This is a genomic window from Trueperaceae bacterium (genome assembly GCA_036381595.1).
GTDB lineage: Bacteria > Deinococcota > Deinococci > Deinococcales > Trueperaceae > DASVCN01.
In genome coordinates this window covers 102,270-121,973 of sequence record DASVCN010000023.1, presented here as the reverse complement: position 1 = coordinate 121,973, position 19,704 = coordinate 102,270, and the positions used below count along the sequence as shown (strand labels likewise).

Genomic DNA, 19,704 nt, shown 5'->3' with positions numbered 1-19,704 from the left:
CGCAATGCGATTCATGTTGCCCCCCGATTCGATCCCCTGACGGACCGGCGAACCAGTCGCCCGTCTGTGTGCTGACATTCTGCATGCGGCATACCGCGTGTTCTGTGACCGCTGAGTGTTGGCTTCCCGAACCTCCCGACCGGGCAACTGACTGTCACTGCATCCTCAGTCCGGGAATCGAATCGCACTCGTCCGATGGGTCGTCACACGGCAGGTCCTCGACCGGCAGGCCGAAGGCCGGCAGCGGTAGGCCGTCGTCCAGGTCCATCACCACGTTCTCGCTGGCAACGTACAGGTCTTGCTCCGGCGGCATGTTCTCGGGCGGCATGTAGCGCACCTCGACCTGCGCCTCGCCTGCGAAAGAGGTAGAGAACTGGAGCCTGATGAGCGACTGGTCGACGGACCCTCGCTCGATGGTGAACCCGGTCTGCTCGACCCCGTCGATGAACACCGCGAAGTAGTTGTCGTACGGGGGATCGGACGGGGGGGTCACCGGTTCGCTCAGATCGATGACGATGGCGCTCCCTGCGGCGGTCGTCTGGAGCCGGATCTCCTCCAGCCTGGGGCCGGGTGGAGAGCCGCACTCCTGGGCGACGCACGCCATGTAGAGCCGGGCGAGCCTGGTGCCGAGGACCCTCTGCCCGTGAGCGCTGATGTGCTTCGCGTCGCTCATCGGGAGGTCGTGAGAGACCGCCATGTAGTAGTAGGAGCGGTCGATGCCCGACTCGGCGGCTGGGCCTATGACGGCTTGGTTGGCCCCTGACTCCATCAGCCTCTGCTGCTCCCGGACGTACTGGTAGGCGAGGTTGTGACCCTGGATGTTGTCTCCGGGCTCGTCGAGCTGTTCCGACCAGAGCCGTTTGGATAACTGCACGAAGATGACCGGCGGCCGCCCCGGCAGCCTCTCGTGGAAGGCCGAGAGGGTGTCGTCGGTGCGGTCTACGAACCTGCTCCGTTCCGACTCGTTGCTAGTGTCCGACTCGCCCTGGAACCAGAGGACCGCCTCTACGGGGACGCCCAGCGAGTCGGTCGCCCGCTGGGTGAGCTCCATCGCCTCTTCGAACAGTTCCGCCCCGGGCTGCCAGTCGTCCAAAGGACTACCACCCACGGCAGTCGGCACCAGGAAGACTCGCTTGCCGCCGGTGCGTTCACGCACCTCCTTGCCGAAGCGCACCAGGAAGGAGTGCCTGGCCCCCTCGTGGGTCGGCTCGCTGGCCAACACCCAGCCCTGCTCGGGGTCGAACATCATCACGCCCTCCTGCGGCTCTTCGGTGAGTCCGTCTACCGGGAAGCGCCCGCCCACCTCCTTGCCATAGCCGGAGGCGTTCGACTGACCGGCGACGAGGAAGAGCAGGCAATCGGACTCGCCCACTTCGATCGTCAGGCTTTCGCTCACGCTGCCACCGGCGTTCGACGCAACGAGCGTGTAGTCCGTCTTGCCGCACGGGTGGACGACCAGCCTGCCTTCCGCCTCCACATCGATCCCGAGCGGCTCGATGGTGATGTCCTCCGCCCCGGTCACCTTCCACTCGAGTACCGCTCCTTCGTCGCTGTCCGCGCTCCTGAAGTAGCCGATCTCGGGTGGTGGAGGCGGATTCAGGACTACCTCCACTGTCGTCTCCTTGCTGGCCGTACCCCTCGGGCCCACGGCCACGAGACGGAAGGTCGTGGTGGCCTCTACTTCGAGGACCGTACTGGATTGGGCCGTCACGTCGCCCAGGGAGGTCGGTTCCACCGCACCCTCCGGGAGCGCCTCGAGGCGGAGCCGGCCCTCATCCAGGCCCTCCACCTTCCAATGCAGACGTACCGTTTCACCCGCGACCACGCTCGTCGGTTCGGCCGTGAATTCGACGATCTGCGGACTCACGCCGCCGCTGCAGGCAGAGAAAGCGAGGAGCAGCAGGACCGAGCACCACCGGAGCAGCCTCGGGGCGGATTGTTCGTGAGAAATGTTCACCGATTGCCCCCACGGAAGTCGGTTCGTAGACGTTGGAGCGCGAGTCACGCCCGTCTGGAACGGCGTGAAGACCACGCTCGCCTTGCAGAGCGGATTATCCCACCGACCCTTTTGTCCTTCTGCCCAAAAGTCACAGGAGTCTCGATAGCGGTCGGAACAGCAGTTCTACCGCGACGCGGCCGATCTGCGGATTCGAGTGGCTCACGGACGGACCGTGAACGGCGATCTCGGGGCCGGCCGAATTGTGGTGCAGCTATCACTGAGGGTTGTGCAAATGAACGAGTACAAGAGGGGCAGGCTCGACCCGAAGCGGGCGGGCCTCTCTGTGGAGCCTGGATGTAGTCCGCAGTTCTCTTGAATCTCAGGAAAGGGGGGGCACCCATCAATTCCGCAATCTGACTACATCGAACGTTCACCATGGCCCGCCGACTTGAGCAGGACCAAGAAGTCTCGAAAGGAGCCCTCAACAGGATGAATAAGCAGATGACGAAGAAATTGACGCTCTGGTTGACCGGAGCACTCGCCGTGTTGATACTGGCCGCTTGCGGTCAGACGCCCGGCCCCGTCGATCCGGATCCAGCAGGAACCAGTACGCTCGCCATCACCGTTAACGGAAACGGCAGCGTTACGGGCGACGCTGGCGGCCTCGCCTGCACCGCGGCTGGCGGCGAGACGTGTGCGGCATCCGTGGATGACGGCACCACCGTCACCCTTACCGCTACTCCGGACGAAGGCGAAACGTTCGAAGGCTGGGGCGGCGCCTGCGAAGGCGTCGAAGCCACCTGCACGGTGACCGTCAACGACGACACGACCGTAGTTGCCAACTTCAGCGGCGCCCCGGTGGGTGGCGACGGCAACACCTTCGTGATCGCCGCCAGCAACAACGACGCCGAGGAACTCGACAACCCGTCGAGCGGCAACGCCACCGACTTCCCCGCTGGCTTCACCTACACCGACAGCAGCGACCTCGACCTTGTCTTCGATCCCTCGCACGGGACCACCCAGGACGTGGGGCTGCGCTTCACTGGTGTGAGCATCCCTGCGGGAGCGACGGTCGAAAGTGCGTTCATCGTGTTCACTGCTGATGCTGACGATCCAGGCAACGACAGCCCGGTCACCGTAACCATCCATGGTGAGGCTGACGCGAACGCCTCTTCGTTCGCGAACGACCCGGACGGGGCACCTTCCGGCGACATCTCCGGCCGCGCCACCACCTCGGCTCAGGTCGACTGGCAGATCAACGAAGCCTGGGCCGCGGGCGCTGAGGTGCAGTCTGCCGACGTGAGCGCCATCGTTCAGGAGATCGTCGACATGGAAGGCTGGGCAGCGGGCAACGCGATGGCCTTCATAATCACCGGCGCCGACAGCACCAACTACCGCACGGCGCAGTCGTTCGACGGCGGCGCGGCGCCCGTACTCCACATCACGCTCGCAGACGATGCAGCTGATGGCGGCACTGGCGACGGTGGTGCTGGCGACGGCACCGGCGGAGGCGCCACCGAGTAAGTCCGACTCCAACCCCAGTGCCTACCTGGCGCCCGTGACCCCACGGGCGCCAGTCCTATTGAGCGGTCATAGATTCATGTTCGAGTTCCGACGTCCGATCCCGATTGCGACCAACCGGCGAATTCAACGCATGCGGGTTCACGGCGGAGTGGGCAGGCGCGCCAGTACGAGGATCCGGCGATGGGCCGCTGCGAAGCGTCAGCGCATGGCAGCAAACGAAGGTCACAGCAATTCACTAGGCAAGGGGCCGCGAAGCTGGGACGCAGCTCCTCTGTAACCACCTCGTTCTATTGCCAGTCTCGAGCCCCGTGCCAGCGCCCTCGAGGGTCGTGATTCAGGTCAGCACCACGAGTGGCGCCGGGCGAAGGCCATCAGCGCAGCTGCCCCATACACCGGGTGGGTTTTGGATTTAGGCGTGGGAGAGCAGGTCAAGCCCCGCGGTCGAGCCTCACGGCCGCACGTACGTCGGCGGCCAGCGGCCGAGCACGCTCCCGCGAGCGTTCTTCCTGCATCGCCTGCTCGTACTCCTCGAACCAGCCGATGCGCACGAGCATCGAGGCCAGGTAGCGGTCGTTCGGATCGGTGCAGCGGACGAGCGGAACTTGGATGCACTCCAGATAGAAGAGCTTTCGCAGGACGTCCGACGGGGTCAGATACTCGTCGAGCTCCTGTAAACGCCCACGGTCGATCTCGCCCAGCGACTGCTTCAGATTCTCACTGGCGCGAGTCGTCCTGCGACTCACCGAGGGCCAGTCCAACACCCGGCAGCAGTGGTTGAGATAGAGGTAGTAGAGGTCGTGTAGCGGGGTGCGGAATCCCATGTTCGCCCAGTCGATGGCCCGGTAGCCGTTCTCGTCTATGACGATGTTCCCCGAGAAGTAGTCGCCGTGCGAGAGGACCAACGGCACCTTGCCCGTTTCGGCCGTCAACTCGGCGCAGACGCGCTCCACGAACCGGGTGACGGTTCTGCGTTCCTCTCGCCCCATCCTCTGCAGGAGCCCTTCGGGTCCCACGATGTCTTGCCTGAGCGACTCGGCGTAGCTCGAGATCTCCTCCCATCGTGGCTCGAAGGCAGTGAGGAACTGAACGAGGAGCGGGAGGTACACCCTGCTGAAGTCGTCCTTGCAGCCCGCGAAGTTGAGCGGGTGCCTCCCGCTGAAGAACTCTTCGGAGAAGTAGCCGGCTTCGAGGTCGACGTCGACGAGGTCGGGCGCGAACGGCAGGTGCGCGACGACCTTACCGAGCTCGATCCGCTCCCGAAGTTTCGATCGCTCCTGATCGTTCGTCACGACCGTGAAGACTCGCCGGTTGCGAACGTCGAGAACCTTCACCGCGCCCGACCGGCGAACTATCGCCAGGTCGCCCGCGACGGGCAGCCGTAACACCCGGTCGTCGGAGTGGCTACCGGCGCGCGCCCGAAGGTAGCTCGCCAGCTGGCGGGCGACCCTGGCGGCGCGGACGGTCGTTCGCGGCAGCACGCCCTCCCAGTTGCGGTGAAGCCTAGATTTCCCCTCGCTACCCAGGAACTGGTCCATCTGCTGCCAGAGGTAGCGGCCCAGATCGACGACGCTCAGTGCCGAGTTGACGTAGTAGTTTCCTACACGCACGAACTCTTTGGTCCGTACCGGCGCGTTCGCGTTACCTACCGTTGCTGCTATCTCCCCAGACACCGTTGCTCAACCATACAAAGTACCCGACTTCGAGATTCGGACCCAGTCACATCCCGTTCGACCCTAAGTACCGGTCGGATGTCGACATCCGCAGCGGAACGGCCCTTGCGGGCAGCGGCTGCACGCCTCGATGAGCGCTCCACGCTCTCACGCCGACCCGACCAGCAGGTCACCCGGCGGTTACGACGCGCTCGTCGACGGTCTCGTTGAGCTTCGCCAGGCGGCGGAACTCCGGGTTCGATTCGAGCAGTTCGTCGTAGCTGCCCTTGCTCAGAACCTTGCCGTTGTCGAGGACGTAGATGACGTCGCAGTCGCGTACGGTAGCCAACCGGTGAGCGATCATTATCACCGTCTTCGACTTGCCGATCTCGGACACCGCCCTGAAGATGCTCTCCTCGGTCGCGCCGTCGAGAGCGCTCGTCGCCTCATCCAGTACCAGCACGCTGGGGTCGTGATAGAGGGCGCGTGCGATGCCCAGCCGCTGACGCTGGCCGCCGCTCAGCCTTGCCCCTCTCTCCCCGGTGATCGTCTCGTAAGCGTCGGGCAGCTCGTTGACGATGAAGTCGTGGATGTTGGCCAGCTTGGCCGCCCGCTCCACCGCCGCCATGTCCACCTTCTCGGGCAGTACTCCGAAGGCGATGTTGTGAGCGATGGTGTCGTCAGCCAGATAGATGTCCTGGGGAACGTAGCCCAGGTTGGCCTGCCAGTTCGGCAGGTTCTCCCGGGTCACCTCGATCCCGTCGACGACGAGAGAACCCGACTGGGGCTCGAGCAGGCCCAGGATGATGTCCACGGTCGTCGTCTTCCCCGATCCAGTAGACCCTACGAGCGCCACCGACGTGTTGGCCTCCGCCCTGAGGTCGAAGTTGCGGAGAACCGGTGCGCTTGCCGGGTAGGCGTAGGTGACGTTGCGCAGCTCGATGCTCCTCTCGATGGGCAGGGGCTTCACCGTGTCCCGATCGGGCGGCAACCTGAAGTCGGCGTCCTGGATGTCCTCGTAGATCAGATCTACGGCAGGAGCGCTGAAGCGTAGATCGGTGAGTGAGCTGAAGGTCTGTTGGAGCGCCGGCATGAGCCTGTAGCTGGCAACGGCGTAGAGACCCAACAGGGTGAGGACTCGGGTGAGCCCTTGCCCGGTGCCCAGGAGGTAGATGACGATCAGGATCATCCCGCCGAAGGCGACCGACTCGAGGCCGTAGCGAGGCAGGGTGCTGATCGCCTGATGGTTCGCCATGTAGCGCGAGTAGCGCTTGGAGGGGATGCTGTAGAGGCGGAGGAAGGAGCGTTCCTTGCCCAGCAGCTTGATCTCCTTGGCGCCGCCGAGGGCTTCGTTTGCCGTCTTGAACCGTTCACGATCGTAGTGCGAGCGTTGCTTGCCGATCGTGTCGAGACGTTTTCGCACGAAAGCGTAGATGAGCGCGTAAGCTCCGCCCAACGTGGCGAAAGCCATCACAGCGAGCAGCGGGTTCACGGCGATCAACAGTCCCAGGATGAAGAGCGCCACGACCCCGTTAGCCACGAGCTTCATGCCCGAGACGACGAACCCTTTGACGAGCTGCTTCACTTCGGAGAGCAGGTTCTTGCCCAACCTGGAGGTGTTGTTGCTCAGGAAGAAGACGTACGGCTTGTGCAAATAACGCTCGAGGATCCGTTTGGAGAGGTCGTGATTCAACCGCCAGGAGAATCTGAGCAGCGACCACTCCGTGAAGGAGGAGATGGCGTTGCTCAGCAGCAGCAGTCCCAGCGCACCGAAGCCGGCGAAGAGGAGGAACGACCGGTACGACTGGAACCCGAGCATGTCGTAGACGGAGGAGAGCAGCGAGTTCGTCTCCACGACCTCGGGGTTGGCGACGAGCGCGAGGAAAGGACCCACGCTCACGACCCCCACCACCTGCATCAGGGCCATGACGGTGATCATCGGCAGCAGCAGATAGACGTGCTTCCGCTCGGAGCGGGAGAGCAACGCCCACATCTTCCGGACCGCGGCCCAGATGGAGTCGTTGGCCCTCTCACGGCGGGTGGCGCGCGCCATCCCGGGTCTTGCTGCTGCGTTCAGTCGTTCGTCCCCTGTCACCTCGTGAACCCCTCGCAGATGGGTTCGCTGAAGTGAAGCTTTAGCTGAAGATGCATCGGTTCCTCCCCGCCAGCAAACTATAGGCTGGCAGCCCCTCAGCCACTGTGACTGGTGTGCTGGGGAGGCAGAGTAGCTCGGCTAACCTCGCAGCAACGGATCGGAAGTACCGGACGGGACGAACCGGAACAGGCTCCTTCAGGCGAGCAGGAGATCAGGCAGATGAGAACTTTCGACAGAGTTATGAACCGGCTGGCGATAGCCATGGGGGCGCGTCTGCAGAAGGCGGAGTCGGGGGTAGGAGCAGCCACGCTCCCGCGCTTCGCGGCACCGGCTCCCGGCCTCACCATCCGCACTCCCCGGGAGATCGGCAACCCGCAGCTGATCCGCTTCGGCAGGGACGTGAAGATCGGCCCGAACAGCGTGATCAAGGCGACCACGAGCTTCCCGGGCAGCTGGCTCAGCCACCCTGCGGGTGACCACGTGAGCCAGGAGTTCGAGCCCAGCATCGTCTTCGGCGACCGCGTGACCGCCACTTGGGCGCTCCAGGTCGTAGCTTTCGAACGGATAGAGATCGAGGACGACGTCATGTTCGCCGGCAACATCTACATCAGCGACGGGCAGCACGGAACCTCTCGCGGCGACGTGCCGTACAAGTACCAGGGCATCGAGAACGTGGCGCCGGTGAGGATCGGGCGGGGCAGCTGGATCGGCCAGAACGTCGTCATCCTGCCTGGCGTCACGATCGGTGAGTACGCGGTGGTCGGCGCGAACAGCGTCGTGTCAGGAGACGTGCCACCGCGCTCACTGGCGGTAGGAGCGCCGGCACGGGTAGTGAGGAGCTGGAACGAGACGACCGAGACATGGTCGAGGACGAACGACGCCCCGAAGACGGGCAGCGCGGCCGTAAGCTGAGTGCCACTGTCACAAGAAGAACAGTTCGGCATAGTTACTCTGTCAGGCGCGACCCGCGATGCGGGCACGGGACCGGAGGGGGCAAGCGAATGACCGGCTATCGCCGAGTGAAGTGCACACCGAGAGTCGCGCGTAGGGTGGCTCGATGAACGACCAACCCCTGGTGACGATCGGCATGCCGACCTACAACCGGGCTGGCGGGTACCTGCGGCAGGCGCTCGACAGCGCCCTGGCCCAGACCTACCCGAACTGCGAGATAGTGGTGTCGGACAACTGCTCCACCGACCGCACGCCCGAGCTCGTCCGGGCCCGGGCCAGCGACCGGCTCCGCTACTTCCGCCACGCTCGCAACATCGGCGCCAACGAGAACTTCAACTTCTGCCTCGAGCAGGCGCGGGGACGGTACTTCCTCCTCCTCCACGACGACGACCGGATCGACGCCGACTTCGTCGAAACGTGCATGCGAGCTGTCGCGAACAGGACGGAAGTAGGCGCGATCCGGACCGGAACCAGGGTGATCGACGACGAGGGCGGGGTGAAGAGCGTCAAGCCGAACAACTGCCAGGGGATGACGGCCGCCGATGTCTTCCTCACCTGGTTCGCGAAGGGAACCGCCCTCTACCTCTGCAGCACCCTCTTCAACACCGAGAGACTGCGCCAGCACGGCGGATTCGACAGCCCCAAAGGGCTCTATCAGGACGTCGTCGCCTTCGCCAACCTGGCGGCTCGCTACGGCACCGTCGACGTGGAGGCCCCGCTCGCGAGCTTCCGCCGTCACGGCGAGAACAAAGGCTCGAGCGCCTCGGCGCTCGACTGGACCGAGGATTCGCTCTTCCTCCTCGGCCTGCTGTGTGAACTGATGCCCGACAGGGCCGAGGAGCTGCGCCGCAACGGCCTCCCCTACCTGTGCCAGAAGTGCTACCGGATCGCCCGCGGGATCGACTCCCCGGTGCTCCGCTGGCGCACCTACCTCACGATCTACGATCGATTCGAGCGGTCGTACTCACCGGTGAGCCACAGCCTGCGGAGGAACCGCAACGAAGCCCGCAGCTACGTGGGCAGGATGTTGCGGTCGTTACGCCAATCACCCAAGGGAACCGTCAGTAACTAAGGCTCGGGCCGAACTGGCCAGCCCAGCCGGCGGTTCCCCCTGGACACCCGACATTTCGAGTCGCGACGGGCGCCCCGATCCTCTACCGCGCCCCGAAGTTGCCTCCCATCCACTCGCCGAATGAGGCGTCGTCGAGCAGCACCTCGGTCAGGAAGCGGCGGTACCTCGCGACCGCCTCCGCCGGCGGTACCGAGGAGAGCACCAGTTTGCTCAGCCGGGCGAGGAGACCCACGCGCAGCTGAGCCGTGAGGTCGAGGGCGAGCCCGGTGCGCCCCGCAAACAGCTCGGCATAATCCCCGATGACGTCGCAGTCGATGCGGAACGTCTGGGTGCCCACGGCGTAGTGGACGATGTCGGCGAGCACCCAGCGGTCCTCGAGCGTAACCGCTTCGAAATCGCTGAAGTAGACGCGCCCCTGGACGTCGAGCAGCAGGTTGTTGTGGTGGAAGTCGTTGTGACACACGACCGTGCGCTCTAGCGGCGGTTGCGCGGAGCGGCAGGCGAAGGCGACCTCGAGTGCCGATCGGGCGATGGGCCAGCCCAACTGTTTCCTGATCCCGGTGAGGAGCCTCCTCATCAGCAGCGCGAACGGCTCGCGAGTTCGAGCTAGGAGCGTATGCGGACCGCTTCGGTCCAGTCGCATGTCTGAGAGCTGGAACTCCAGCAGGCTCTCGAGCAGCTGACCGCCGGGCAGGTCGTGCTCGCCGTGGGGGCGCGTATCCACATGCTCGAGCAGCAGGTAGTTGCGGCCGTCGGTGTCGATGAGGGCGGGGAAGCGGAGGTAGTCGAACTGCTGGCGGCACAGCGAGGAGTAGACCGCCGCCTGCGTCGAGAGCTCGAGGTCGGCGACCGCGGCCACGACCCGCGACCGGAGGTTCGCCGGCGGAGTGCGGAGCTTGAGCACGAACGTGCCGCGATCGGTATCGACGATCATCAGGGGCGTCGTCTGAACCCGCTTCCACTCGAGGGGCCTGCAGTCGAGCAGGCGGTAGCCGAGTCGCGAGAGGAGCTCCTCTGCCTCGCCGCAACCAGCAGCCAGGACGGTCATCGGGACCGGCCTCAGCGCTGGAGGCCGCTGCGGTCGCGTTTGCCGCGGGCGCGTCCGGAGGCGAACTTGGCGATGCGGTAACCGATGTTCCTGAGGCTCTTCCTGTCGATGACGAGGCCGGCGGCCGTCCAGGGCGCCGCCCGGAGCATCGGTCCCCACTTCCCGGAGGCTGCAGCGAAGGCGAAGATCCGGGCGGCCGCCCTGTGCCTGAGTCGCGGCACCTTGGCGATGCGGTCGCGGTACTTCTCCTCGAACAGTTCGCTGCCCCGCAGCTTCGAGGCCGGGTTGCGGGTGATCCTGTCGCCGTTCGTCTTGCGGATCCACACGAGTACGTCGTCGACGTAATCGACGACGCCCTGCTCGGCGATCCGGACATAGAGCTCGGCGTCCTGGAGCGCAGGGAACCGTTCATCGAAGCCGCCGGCCGCCTTCAGGACGTCCGTTCTGATCGCGACCGTGGATAGTCCACCCACGTAGTTCCGGTAGAGGAGGTCAGCCGCGATCCTCCCCCGCTTGTCGCACCCGCGCCGGGAGACTATCTCCTGCCGATCGAAGTCGAAGATCGCGCTGCCGGCGTAGACGAGCACGAGGTCCTCGCCTCCGCCCTCGATGAGCCGGTGCTGGGCGGCCAGCTTGTGCGGCCGCCAGACGTCGTCGTCATCGAGGAACGCGGTCCACTTGCCGTTGGCGCGGAAGATCCCCGCGTTGCGAGTGCCGCTGCCGCCACGACCGCGATCGTTCCGCAGATAGCGGAGCCTGGCATCTCCGATGCCGCTCAGAGCGTTCCGGCCGGAGCCCTCCGGGTCGTCATCGACCACGAGCAGCTCGAAGTCGCTGAACTCCTGCCGCAGAACACTCCCTACAGCCTCGCGGAGGAGTTCCGGTCGGCGATAGGTGGGGATGACGACGGAGAAGTAGGGCTGCACGCCTACAACTTATACGTGGCGGTAGGAACGCCCCTCGCAGGCCTCACACTCGGAGCGGGTCCAGGCCGGCGGGTGCGGGGGTCACAACCTCCTGAACCCCTCCGCGATAGCGTTGGTTCACTGATGTTGCCGCTACGGATGGCGGCGCTATCTCGACGAAGCGGGGGGTCGACTTCTTCAATGGGACTGGCGGGCGTGGGCCCAACCGAAGCGGATCGGCGGCGAGCCCCGCCGACCGCAGCGCTGCGGATCGCGTTCTTCGTGGACGTCTTTCCGCGCATCTCCAACACGTTCATCCTCAATCAGATCAACGGCCTCCTCGACCGGGGCCACCAGCTCGACATCTTCGCCCGGTCGCTCAAGCCGTTCGAGAGGAATCACGGCGAGCTGTACAGGTACGACCTCGAGGCTCGACTGAAGCACTTCGTCATCCCCGGTAGCTGGGCCAGGCGCGTCTCGCTCGCCGCCGGCCAGCTGCTGAGACCGTACGCCTGGCGACCCGCGGTGCTCGACGCCCTCGACTTCCGTCGGCACGGGTCGAAGGCGCTCAACCTGTCGCAGCTCTACACGACGCTTTCGTTCCTGCGGCATTCCGACTACGACGTGGTGCACGCCCAGTTCGGCAAGCTGGGTCCGGCACTGCTGCCGCTCAAGAGGTCGGGAGCGCTTAGGGCGCCGCTGGTCGTCTCGTTCCGGGGGGCGGACCTCTCCAGCGCGCTGGAGAAGAACCCGCGGATCTACGATGAACTGTTCGGCGCGGCCGAGCTGCTCCTGCCGGTGAGCGAGTACTTCAGGCAGAAGCTCATCGCCGCGGGGGCCCCCGCGGAAAGGACCTGCGTGCTCCACTCGGGCATCGAGACCGAGCGGTTCCCGTTCGCCGTCCGCTCGCGAGCGCCGGAGGAGGAGACGCGGGTGCTCTTCATAGGCAGGCTCACCGAGAAGAAAGGCCTGACCGACGCCATAGAGGCGGTCGCCAGGACGATCGCGAGCGGCCGCAGGATCAGGCTTACGGTGGTTGGCGAAGGCGAGCTCGAGGAGTCGGCCAGGCGGCAGGCAGAGGAAGCGGGTATCGCCCCGCAGGTCACCTGGCTGGGAGCGCAGAACTCTGCCGGCGTGGTTGCCCAGCTCGCACGGGCCCACCTCCTCGTCGCGCCCAGCGTCACGGCCAGCGACGGCGACCAGGAGGGGATACCCAACGTCGTCAAGGAGGCGATGGCGAGCGGCCTGCCGGTGCTCTCCACTCGTCACAGCGGCATACCCGAGCTGGTGGAGGACGGCGTGTCCGGCTTCCTGGTAGAGGAGCGCAGTCCGGAACAGCTCCACCGGCGCCTGCGCGAGCTGGTGGATAGGCCGGAGCTGTGGCCGTCGATGGGCCGCGCAGGCCGCGCCAAGGTCGTGGCAGAGTACGACAGCGCGAAGCTCAACGACCGGCTGGTGGAGCTCTACAGGAGTCTTCGGTGATGAGCGCCCAGGAACTGGTGCTGGGCAACCTGTGGCGCCTCAGGTTGGCAGCCGCTGGTTCGGCCTTGGAGCATCTGGCGCTCATGCGCAGGTGGGCCGCTCTCGATGCCACCGAGGTCGCGTCGCTGCAACGCGAACGCCTCGAGCGACTCCTCGCGTTCGCTCATGCTCACGTGCCCTACTACCGTAGGCTGCTGGAGCGCTACGGGGCGGTGGTCGGGGGCAAGGTGAACGTCGAGAGGTTCACGGACCTGCCGCTACTGGACAAGCCCACGATCCGCTCGAACTGGGACGAGCTGTGCTCGGACGACTGCGATCGTCGCCGCACCAGGATCAACCAGTCGGGCGGCTCGACCGGGGAGCCGGTGAAGCTCATCCAGGACGCCGACTATCAGGACTGGAACAACGCCGTGAAGCTCTTCTTCGAGGAGCGGGCGGGCTACCGCCTGGGAGAACGGGTCATAGAACTGTGGGGCTCCGAGAGGGACATCATGGGCGCGCGGCGCAGCCTCTGGTCCCGCGCCGGTCAGCGCGTGCGGAACAAGCGCTTCCTGAACACCTTCCGGATGACCCCCGCGACGATGAGGGCGTACGTCGAGGAGATCAACGCCTTCCGGCCCAGCCTCATCGTCGCCTACGCCGAGAGCATCTTCAGGATCGCCCGCTTCGCGCGCCAGGAGGGGCTCGAGCTTTTCACTCCGAAGACGATCTTCACCTCTGCCAGCACCCTTCACGCCCCCATGAGAGCCGCCATCGAAGAGGTGTTCGGAACCAGGGTATACGACCGCTACGGCTCGCGCGAGGTAGGCGTGGTCGCCTGCGAAACGCCCGGCAGCAGCGGCCCGGTCGTCTCGGCGCCATCGCACTACGTCGAGATCGTCCGGCCCGACGGCACCGTGGCCGAACCGGGAGAGACCGGCGAGATAGTGGTCACCCCACTCACCAACTTCGCGATGCCGCTGCTGCGCTACCGCATCGGAGACATGGGCTCCTGGTCCCGCAGGGACGATCCCGGGGCTATCGCCTGGCCCACGCTGGCCCGGATCAGCGGGCGCGTGAGCGACACGTTCTTCACTCGAGACGGCACTCAGGTCTTCGGTGAGTTCTTCACCCACCTCTTCTACGAACGTGACTGGGTCGAGATGTTCCAGGTCGTCCAGGAGGAGTTGGATCTGGTGGTCATCCGGATCAAGCCCGGACCCCGGGCGCCGGCTGGCGCGGAGCTGGAGGAGGAGGTCGGATCTCTGCGTCAACAGGTTCGACTGGTGATGGGAGAGGGCTGCCGGGTAGAGGTGGAGTTCACCGACGAGATCGAGACCACGGTGAGCGGCAAGCACCGCTTCACCATCTCCAAGGTGGAAGCGCCAGAGGTGGTAGCACATTAGCGCGCTAGTCGGAAGCTCCGCCGAGCGCGCCGGCGCCAGGCTGGGCCTGCCCGACCTCATCCTCGTGGGATCGGCCGGCCTCTACGTCCTGGCGGTCCTGCTCGCCCAGTCGCAGCCGGGCCTGTCTCGTGTGGTGCACCTCTCCGAAGGGGTAATGCTCCTCACCCTCCTGTGGAAGGCGAAGCAGGGATCGATCACCCTCAACGCCGACCCGCTCCCCTGGCTCTTCTGGATCTTCTTCCTGTTCACCTTCGCCAGCGTGCTCTGGTCGGCTCATCCGATGCCGGCGACGGTCCGCTCGGTCTCCATCCTCGTGGACGTCCTGGGCGCGACCCTCATCTGGATCGCGCTGTTCAACGGGCTCTCCCTGGTGTGGCTGGCCGGTTGTGCCGCAGCCGGAGCCGCCGTCCAGGCCGCGATAGCCCTCTTCCAGTTCTGGACGGGCAGTGGAGTTCGGGTGGAGGGCCTGGTGGGGAACGCCAACGAGCTGGCAATCCAGCTTTCTCTGACCGCTTTCCTGATGTTGATGGTCTGGGGGAGGCACTGGCTCGCCGGGGCGTTCGCCCTGACGCTGCTGGTGATCGCGACGGTCACCAGCGGCAGTCGCAAGATGGTGTTCGTCTGGTTCACCTACCTGCTCCTGCTCTCCCGCTGGCTGACCGTGGGCATCAAACGCTCCACGATCGTCGCCGGGGCGGTCTTGCTCCTCCTGCCGGCCTCGATCCTCCTCCTCATCGAGAACCGTGAGGCGGTACTGGAGCCGATCGAGAACCTCACCGTCTACAAACGGATAGACGAGGCGCTGGCGGGCCAGGACAGCAGCGCGGAGAAGCGCGAGAACCTGCTCACCGACGCACTCGACGCGTGGAGCACCTCGCCGGTCTGGGGGCACGGCGTCGATCAGTACCGCTGGATGAACCCGCTCCAGGTCTACTCGCACAACAACTTCACCGAGGTGCTGGCGAACCTCGGCCTGATCGGGCTGATCCTCTACTACTCCATCCACGCCAACCTGTTCTGGCGGGCCGCCAGCCTCGTTCGGAGGCGCGGCTCGGGACGCTCCTGGCTGATACTCGCCTTCGTCCTCATGCTCCTGATGCTCGACCTCGCCCGGGTTTCGTACACCGACCGGCTCACCTGGCTGTTCCTGGCGGTGGTGGGTTTCGTCTGTCACCGGGAGGAGCACGGAGGTTCGAGGCCAATCGCCGAGGGAGCGGAGTCGGATGGAGAGTGAGGGTAGCGGCCCGCCGACTCCTCGGCCTACCAGGATCGCTATCTTCATGGCGGATCTGAGCGGCGGGGGCGCCGAGCGGATGATGGTCCACCTCGCCAACGGCCTCTCGGCCCAGGGCATCCGAGTCGACCTGCTCCTCGCGAAGGCGGCCGGCCCCTACCTGGAGAGCGTCTCGAAGGAGATCGATATCAGGGAGGTGAGCCCTACCGGAGGTGTGTCGCGCGCCCTCCCCTACCTGGCCGGCTACCTCCGGAACGAACGACCGGACCTGCTCATCTCCACCCTCCACCATGCCAGCCTGGTGGCGCTCGCCGCACGACGGCTGTCGGGGAGGAGGATCCCGGTGATCATCCGCGAAGCCAACACGCCTTCGAAGCGGATCCGTAGCCTCGCCCGGCCCAAGGACCTGCTTAGCGACGAGCTCGCCAGGCTGGGCTACCGCTTCGCCGACGGCATCGTCGCCGTATCGCAGGGAGTTGCCGATGACCTGGCCAGGCATTTCCGTCTCCCGCGGGAGAAGCTCGAAGTGCTCCACAACCCGGTGGTGACCGAGGACATCCTCACCCTCGCCAACCGGCCAGCGGATCACCCCTGGCTCGAGCCAGGCCAACCGCCGGTGATCCTGGGCATGGGACGGCTGCACGTCCAGAAGGATTTCGCCACCCTCATCCGGGCGTTCGCGCGGGTCCGCGAGTCCCGCGAGGCGAGGCTGCTGATCCTCGGCGAGGGCGAGGAGCGGGAGCGGCTCGAGCGGTTGGCCGGCTCGCTGGGCCTGGCGGCCGAAGTGGAGCTGCCGGGATTCGTCGAGAACCCGTTCGCCTACCTCGCCCGGGCGGACCTCTTCGTCCTCTCGTCGCAGTGGGAAGGGTTGCCTGGCGCACTCATCCAGGCGCTCGCTTGCGGCTGCCCGGTAGTCTCGACGGACTGCCGTTCCGGCCCTGCGGAGGTGCTGGAAGGCGGCCGGTACGGTGAACTGGTGCCGGTGGGCGAGCCCGACCTCCTGGCGGCAGCTATGGTCCGCGCTCTCGACTCGCCGATCGACGAGCAGTGCCTCGTGGCTCGGAGCCGCGACTTCTCTGGACAAGTTGTGGTCCCCGGCTACATCGACTACTTCTCGAGGCAGCTGGCTGCGAGCCGGCGACGAGGGCAGCAGTGAGATGGTCGGCCGAACTGCTGTTGGGGACCGGGGCGACACCGGAAAATGCGTGTGCCACTGTGATCCTTTCGCGGCTGCGCAGTACGGCGCTGCTTAGAGTGCTTGCTTAGCGGGGGCATCGACTACACGAAATCGATCTTGGGGGGCTAGTGAACAGTACTGGGTTCGATGGGCAGAATCACGCCGAGACGAGAGTCGAGGTGGCAGTCGAGCGGCTGCCGTTCGTTTCGATCGTCTTGCCGATAAGGAACGAGGAGCGGCACATCAGGGCCTGCCTGACACGCCTTCTCGAGCAGGACTATCCGGCTGAGCGTTACGAGGTCGTAGTCGTCGACGGGGAGTCCGACGACGCCACGCCAGCGCTTGTGCGGGAGATCCAACGCGAGGTCGGGAGCGACAGGCTGCGACTGTTGAACAATCCCGGGAGGATAGTGCCGGTCGCCCTAAATATCGGCATCTCCGCCGCGCGCGGCGAGGTGATCGTGAGGATGGACGGGCACACGGTGCCGGAGCGCGATTACGTCTCTTCGTGCGTGCGGGCCCTGCGCGAGTCGGCTGCCGACAACGTGGGTGGACCGATGAGACCGCGTGGCGAGACCGAGTTCGGGCGGGCGGTAGCGGTTGCCCTGCAGCATCCGATCGGGGTCGGCGACGCCCGCTTCCACCTCGAGGGCGAGAGCGGTTATGTGGACACGGTCTACATGGGGGCGTTCCGCCGCGAGATCTTCGAGCGCGCCGGCCTCTTCGACGAGAGCATGGTGCGGAACCAGGACTACGAGATGAACGTGCGGATCCGAGCCGCGGGCGGCAAGATCTACCTCGATCCGCGGATCAGGTCTTGCTACACGCCCAGGGGTAGCTTCGCCGGACTCTGGAAGCAGTACTTCGAGTACGGCTGGTGGCGGGTCGAGACGATCCGCAGGCACCGCTGGTCGGCACGCTGGCGTCAGTTGCTGCCGGCGGCGTTCGTCGCCGCCCTGGCCGGATCGCTGCTGCTCTCGCCCTTCTGGGCGGTGGCCGCGCTGGGCTTCGGCCTCGTCGTTGTCCTGTACCTGGGCGCGCTCGGGGCAGCGACGGCGGCAGTGCGCGAGAGGCTGTCTGGGCCGGCTCTCCTGCGTTTGCCAGGAGCGTTCGTTGCGATGCACATCGGCTACGGTTGCGGTTTCCTGCTCAACGTCGTCAGCGGCGGCCGCTTCCCGTTCCGGGCGAAGGCGCCCGCCGTTCCCCGCCTCGAGTCGAACCTGCAGGAAGCGGCGCCGCGACCAGTATCGGCATGACCCGGCTTGTGGTCATCGGAGCCGGCGGCTTCATCGGCAAGTCGGTGGCTTCGGAGGCAGCGGAGCATCCCGAGTTCGAGCTGGTGTCAGCGGCCCGTAAGCCGGGCAGCGGAGAGCGTGCGGCAGACCTGACGGCCCCGGAGACCCTGCGGGCACTGATCTGCCCGGGAGACGTGGTCGTGAACTGCGCGGGCTACGCCAACGCCAACGACGCGACCGTGGACGGTAGGCGGCTCCTCGAGCGAGTGAACGTGGAGGGAGTCGTCGCTCTGGCCGAGGCATGCGCGCTAAAGGGCGCCCGCCAGCTCGTTCACCTGAGCAGCGTCGCGGCGATGGGACCCTGCACCGGCGAGCATGTCACGGAGGCCGATTCGGCTCCCCCCGCCACCGCTTACGCCTGGAGCAAACTGAGGGCCGAGCAGCTCCTAGCCTCGTACCGCGATCGGTTGCACGTCACGGTGCTCAGGCCCACTTCCGTATTCGGGGAGGGGCGTGGCCTGGCGCGCTCGCTCTGCCGGCTCGTCTCTCTGCCGGTCGTTCCACTCCCGGCCGGCGGCAGGTCGCTGATCCCCTTCTGCTACGTGAAGAACGTTGCCGCGGCCGTCCTGCTCTGCGCCGGGAATCCGAGCTGCTTCGGGCGGACCTTCGTCGTGGGGGACGAGCGCTCCTACACGCTGCGGGAGATCGTGCTAGCGTTCGCGCGAGCACTGGGCAAGCGGCCCCTGCTGCTCCCCCTGCCCGCTGGGCTGGTCGGGGCGGCGGCATCGCTCGAGTCCAGGCTCGCGGACCGGCGGAACCGCCTCCCGCTCCTGGGTGAGGAACGGATCGCCTCTCTCTCGAGGTCGGTCACCTACTCGATCGACGAACTCCGGCGGGCCACCGGTTACACCCCCCGATACGACCTGGTGGAGGCCGCGGACCGGATAGCCGCCTGGTACCGGCGGGAGGTACAGGCGTGATCCCGGTCCTGGTCATGTCGGCAGCGGCTCTGATGAGTTCGGCCATCACCGCGCGGGTGAAGGAGTACGCCCGCAGCCGCCGCATCCTCGACGTTCCCAACGGCCGTTCGCTCCACCAGGCGGCCGTCCCCCGAGGCGGTGGCCTGGGCTTCGTCACGACGATACTGATCAGCCTGCCCTTGATGTGGTTCTTCTTCCCGGCCGACTCGCCGCTGTGGCTGGCGCTCCTCGGTTCGCTGCCCATCGCGGTCACCGGCTGGCTCGACGACCGCTTCTCGCTACCGGCCTCACGTCGCTTCCTGGTCCACTCGCTCGTCGCAGCCTGGGCGGTCTGGATGCTGGGCGGTCTGGAGGGCGTGCGACTGGGGACCATCGAGCTCGACCTGGGCGCCTTCGGCTACCCACTCGCCTGGTTGCTTGTGGTGTGGCTCATAAACCTCTACAACTTCATGGACGGTATCGACGGCCTGGCGGCGGGCCAGGCGGTGCTGGTGGGCGCGGTAGGAGCCCTGCTGGCGAGCGCCGGCGGCAACGTCGGACTCGCCTGGTTCGCGGCGCTGGTCGCCGCCAGCTGCGCCGGCTTCCTGCAGTGGAACCTGCCGCCCGCCCGCATCTTCATGGGCGACGCCGGCAGCGGGTTCCTCGGTTACGTCTTCGCGGTCGTAGCACTCTACTCGGAGGCCAGCGGCGGCCCACCGCTGCTCGTCTGGCTGCTGCTGCTCGGCGTCTTCGTGGTCGACAGCACGGCAACCCTGATCCAGCGGTGGCTGGCAGGAGAACGCTGGTACGAAGCGCACCGGTCGCACGCCTATCAACGCGCGGTGCAGCTGGGCTTCAGCCACCGCTTCGTCACCCTCACCGTCCTCGGCATCACCGCGGTACTCGCGGCCGTCGCCTGGGTGGTGAATACCCTGCCGGCGCTGGCGTTGCCGGTGGCGTTGCTCGATTTCGGGCTCCTGCTCCTGATATGGCGCTACGTCTACAAGCGCTCCAGACGGGCCGATGCCGGTTGATCGTCGCGGCGCTGC

At 66.1% G+C, this 19,704-nt stretch carries 15 protein-coding genes; 10 read left to right on the top strand and 5 right to left on the bottom strand.

Annotated features, from left to right (window positions below; genetic code table 11):
- Positions 1 to 154 precede the first annotated feature (154 nt).
- Positions 155 to 1,957 (bottom strand): sialate O-acetylesterase, encoded by a 1,803-nt coding sequence (locus VF168_07135; protein HEX7003943.1) that lies wholly within the window; start codon positions 1,955 to 1,957, stop codon positions 155 to 157.
- Between the two features lie 483 nt (positions 1,958 to 2,440).
- Between VF168_07135 and VF168_07130 the strand changes: the two genes are divergently transcribed.
- Positions 2,441 to 3,463 carry a hypothetical protein gene (locus VF168_07130; protein HEX7003942.1) on the top strand — a complete coding sequence of 341 codons (1,023 nt, stop codon included), beginning with the start codon at positions 2,441 to 2,443 and terminating at the stop codon, positions 3,461 to 3,463.
- Between the two features lie 428 nt (positions 3,464 to 3,891).
- Here the strand turns inward: VF168_07130 and VF168_07125 are convergent, their stop codons facing one another.
- Positions 3,892 to 5,133 carry a phosphotransferase gene (locus tag VF168_07125; protein HEX7003941.1) on the bottom strand — a complete coding sequence of 414 codons (1,242 nt, stop codon included), beginning with the start codon at positions 5,131 to 5,133 and terminating at the stop codon, positions 3,892 to 3,894.
- A gap of 169 nt (positions 5,134 to 5,302) precedes the next feature.
- Positions 5,303 to 7,207 carry an ABC transporter ATP-binding protein gene (locus VF168_07120; GenBank protein ID HEX7003940.1) on the bottom strand — a complete coding sequence of 635 codons (1,905 nt, stop codon included), beginning with the start codon at positions 7,205 to 7,207 and terminating at the stop codon, positions 5,303 to 5,305.
- Positions 7,208 to 7,426: 219 nt separating this feature from the next.
- On the opposite strand from VF168_07120, the gene VF168_07115 reads away from it, so the two are divergent.
- Together VF168_07115 and VF168_07110 are read left to right on the top strand one after the other, a co-directional pair.
- Positions 7,427 to 8,119: an acyltransferase gene (locus tag VF168_07115; protein HEX7003939.1), complete on the top strand. Its 693-nt coding sequence runs from the start codon at positions 7,427 to 7,429 to the stop codon at positions 8,117 to 8,119.
- A 145-nt stretch (positions 8,120 to 8,264) separates the two neighbouring features.
- Positions 8,265 to 9,230, top strand: coding sequence for a glycosyltransferase (locus VF168_07110; protein HEX7003938.1), 966 nt, complete (start codon positions 8,265 to 8,267; stop codon positions 9,228 to 9,230).
- Positions 9,231 to 9,312: 82 nt separating this feature from the next.
- On the opposite strand, the gene VF168_07105 is transcribed toward VF168_07110, so the two are convergent.
- Positions 9,313 to 10,278, bottom strand: a complete 966-nt coding sequence (locus VF168_07105) for a phosphotransferase (protein ID HEX7003937.1) — start codon at positions 10,276 to 10,278, stop codon at positions 9,313 to 9,315.
- Between the two features lie 11 nt (positions 10,279 to 10,289).
- Positions 10,290 to 11,204, bottom strand: a complete 915-nt coding sequence (locus VF168_07100; GenBank protein HEX7003936.1) for a glycosyltransferase family 2 protein — start codon at positions 11,202 to 11,204, stop codon at positions 10,290 to 10,292.
- 180 nt (positions 11,205 to 11,384) lie between these two features.
- Between VF168_07100 and VF168_07095 the strand changes: the two genes are divergently transcribed.
- The 7 genes from VF168_07095 (at position 11,385) to VF168_07065 (ending at position 19,689) form a co-directional block, all read left to right on the top strand.
- Entirely contained in the window at positions 11,385 to 12,665 is a 1,281-nt protein-coding gene (locus VF168_07095; GenBank protein HEX7003935.1) for a glycosyltransferase, read from the top strand.
- Positions 12,665 to 14,050 (top strand): hypothetical protein, encoded by a 1,386-nt coding sequence (locus VF168_07090; GenBank protein ID HEX7003934.1) that lies wholly within the window; start codon positions 12,665 to 12,667, stop codon positions 14,048 to 14,050. The genes VF168_07095 and VF168_07090 overlap by 1 nt, the downstream gene beginning before the upstream one ends.
- Before the next feature lie 64 nt (positions 14,051 to 14,114).
- A complete protein-coding gene (locus tag VF168_07085; protein ID HEX7003933.1) occupies positions 14,115 to 15,284 on the top strand; it encodes an O-antigen ligase family protein in 1,170 nt (389 codons plus the stop codon).
- Positions 15,274 to 16,440: a glycosyltransferase gene (locus VF168_07080; protein HEX7003932.1), complete on the top strand. Its 1,167-nt coding sequence runs from the start codon at positions 15,274 to 15,276 to the stop codon at positions 16,438 to 16,440. The genes VF168_07085 and VF168_07080 overlap by 11 nt, the downstream gene beginning before the upstream one ends.
- A 149-nt stretch (positions 16,441 to 16,589) precedes the next feature.
- A complete protein-coding gene (locus VF168_07075; GenBank protein HEX7003931.1) occupies positions 16,590 to 17,717 on the top strand; it encodes a glycosyltransferase family 2 protein in 1,128 nt (375 codons plus the stop codon).
- Positions 17,714 to 18,676, top strand: a complete 963-nt coding sequence (locus VF168_07070; protein ID HEX7003930.1) for an NAD-dependent epimerase/dehydratase family protein — start codon at positions 17,714 to 17,716, stop codon at positions 18,674 to 18,676. Before VF168_07075 ends, VF168_07070 begins: the two co-directional genes overlap by 4 nt.
- Positions 18,673 to 19,689, top strand: coding sequence for a glycosyltransferase family 4 protein (locus VF168_07065; GenBank protein ID HEX7003929.1), 1,017 nt, complete (start codon positions 18,673 to 18,675; stop codon positions 19,687 to 19,689). The genes VF168_07070 and VF168_07065 overlap by 4 nt, the downstream gene beginning before the upstream one ends.
- The last annotated feature ends 15 nt before the right edge of the window (positions 19,690 to 19,704 follow it).

Coding starts and splice junctions, on each gene's coding strand:
- VF168_07130 (HEX7003942.1), top strand. CDS start 2,441: ATGACGAAGAAATTGACGCTCTGGTTGACCGGAGCACTCGCCGTGTTG.
- VF168_07105 (HEX7003937.1), bottom strand. CDS start 10,278: ATGACCGTCCTGGCTGCTGGTTGCGGCGAGGCAGAGGAGCTCCTCTCG.
- VF168_07110 (HEX7003938.1), top strand. CDS start 8,265: ATGAACGACCAACCCCTGGTGACGATCGGCATGCCGACCTACAACCGG.
- VF168_07080 (HEX7003932.1), top strand. CDS start 15,274: ATGGAGAGTGAGGGTAGCGGCCCGCCGACTCCTCGGCCTACCAGGATC.
- VF168_07090 (HEX7003934.1), top strand. CDS start 12,665: ATGAGCGCCCAGGAACTGGTGCTGGGCAACCTGTGGCGCCTCAGGTTG.
- VF168_07115 (HEX7003939.1), top strand. CDS start 7,427: ATGAGAACTTTCGACAGAGTTATGAACCGGCTGGCGATAGCCATGGGG.
- VF168_07070 (HEX7003930.1), top strand. CDS start 17,714: ATGACCCGGCTTGTGGTCATCGGAGCCGGCGGCTTCATCGGCAAGTCG.
- VF168_07095 (HEX7003935.1), top strand. CDS start 11,385: ATGGGACTGGCGGGCGTGGGCCCAACCGAAGCGGATCGGCGGCGAGCC.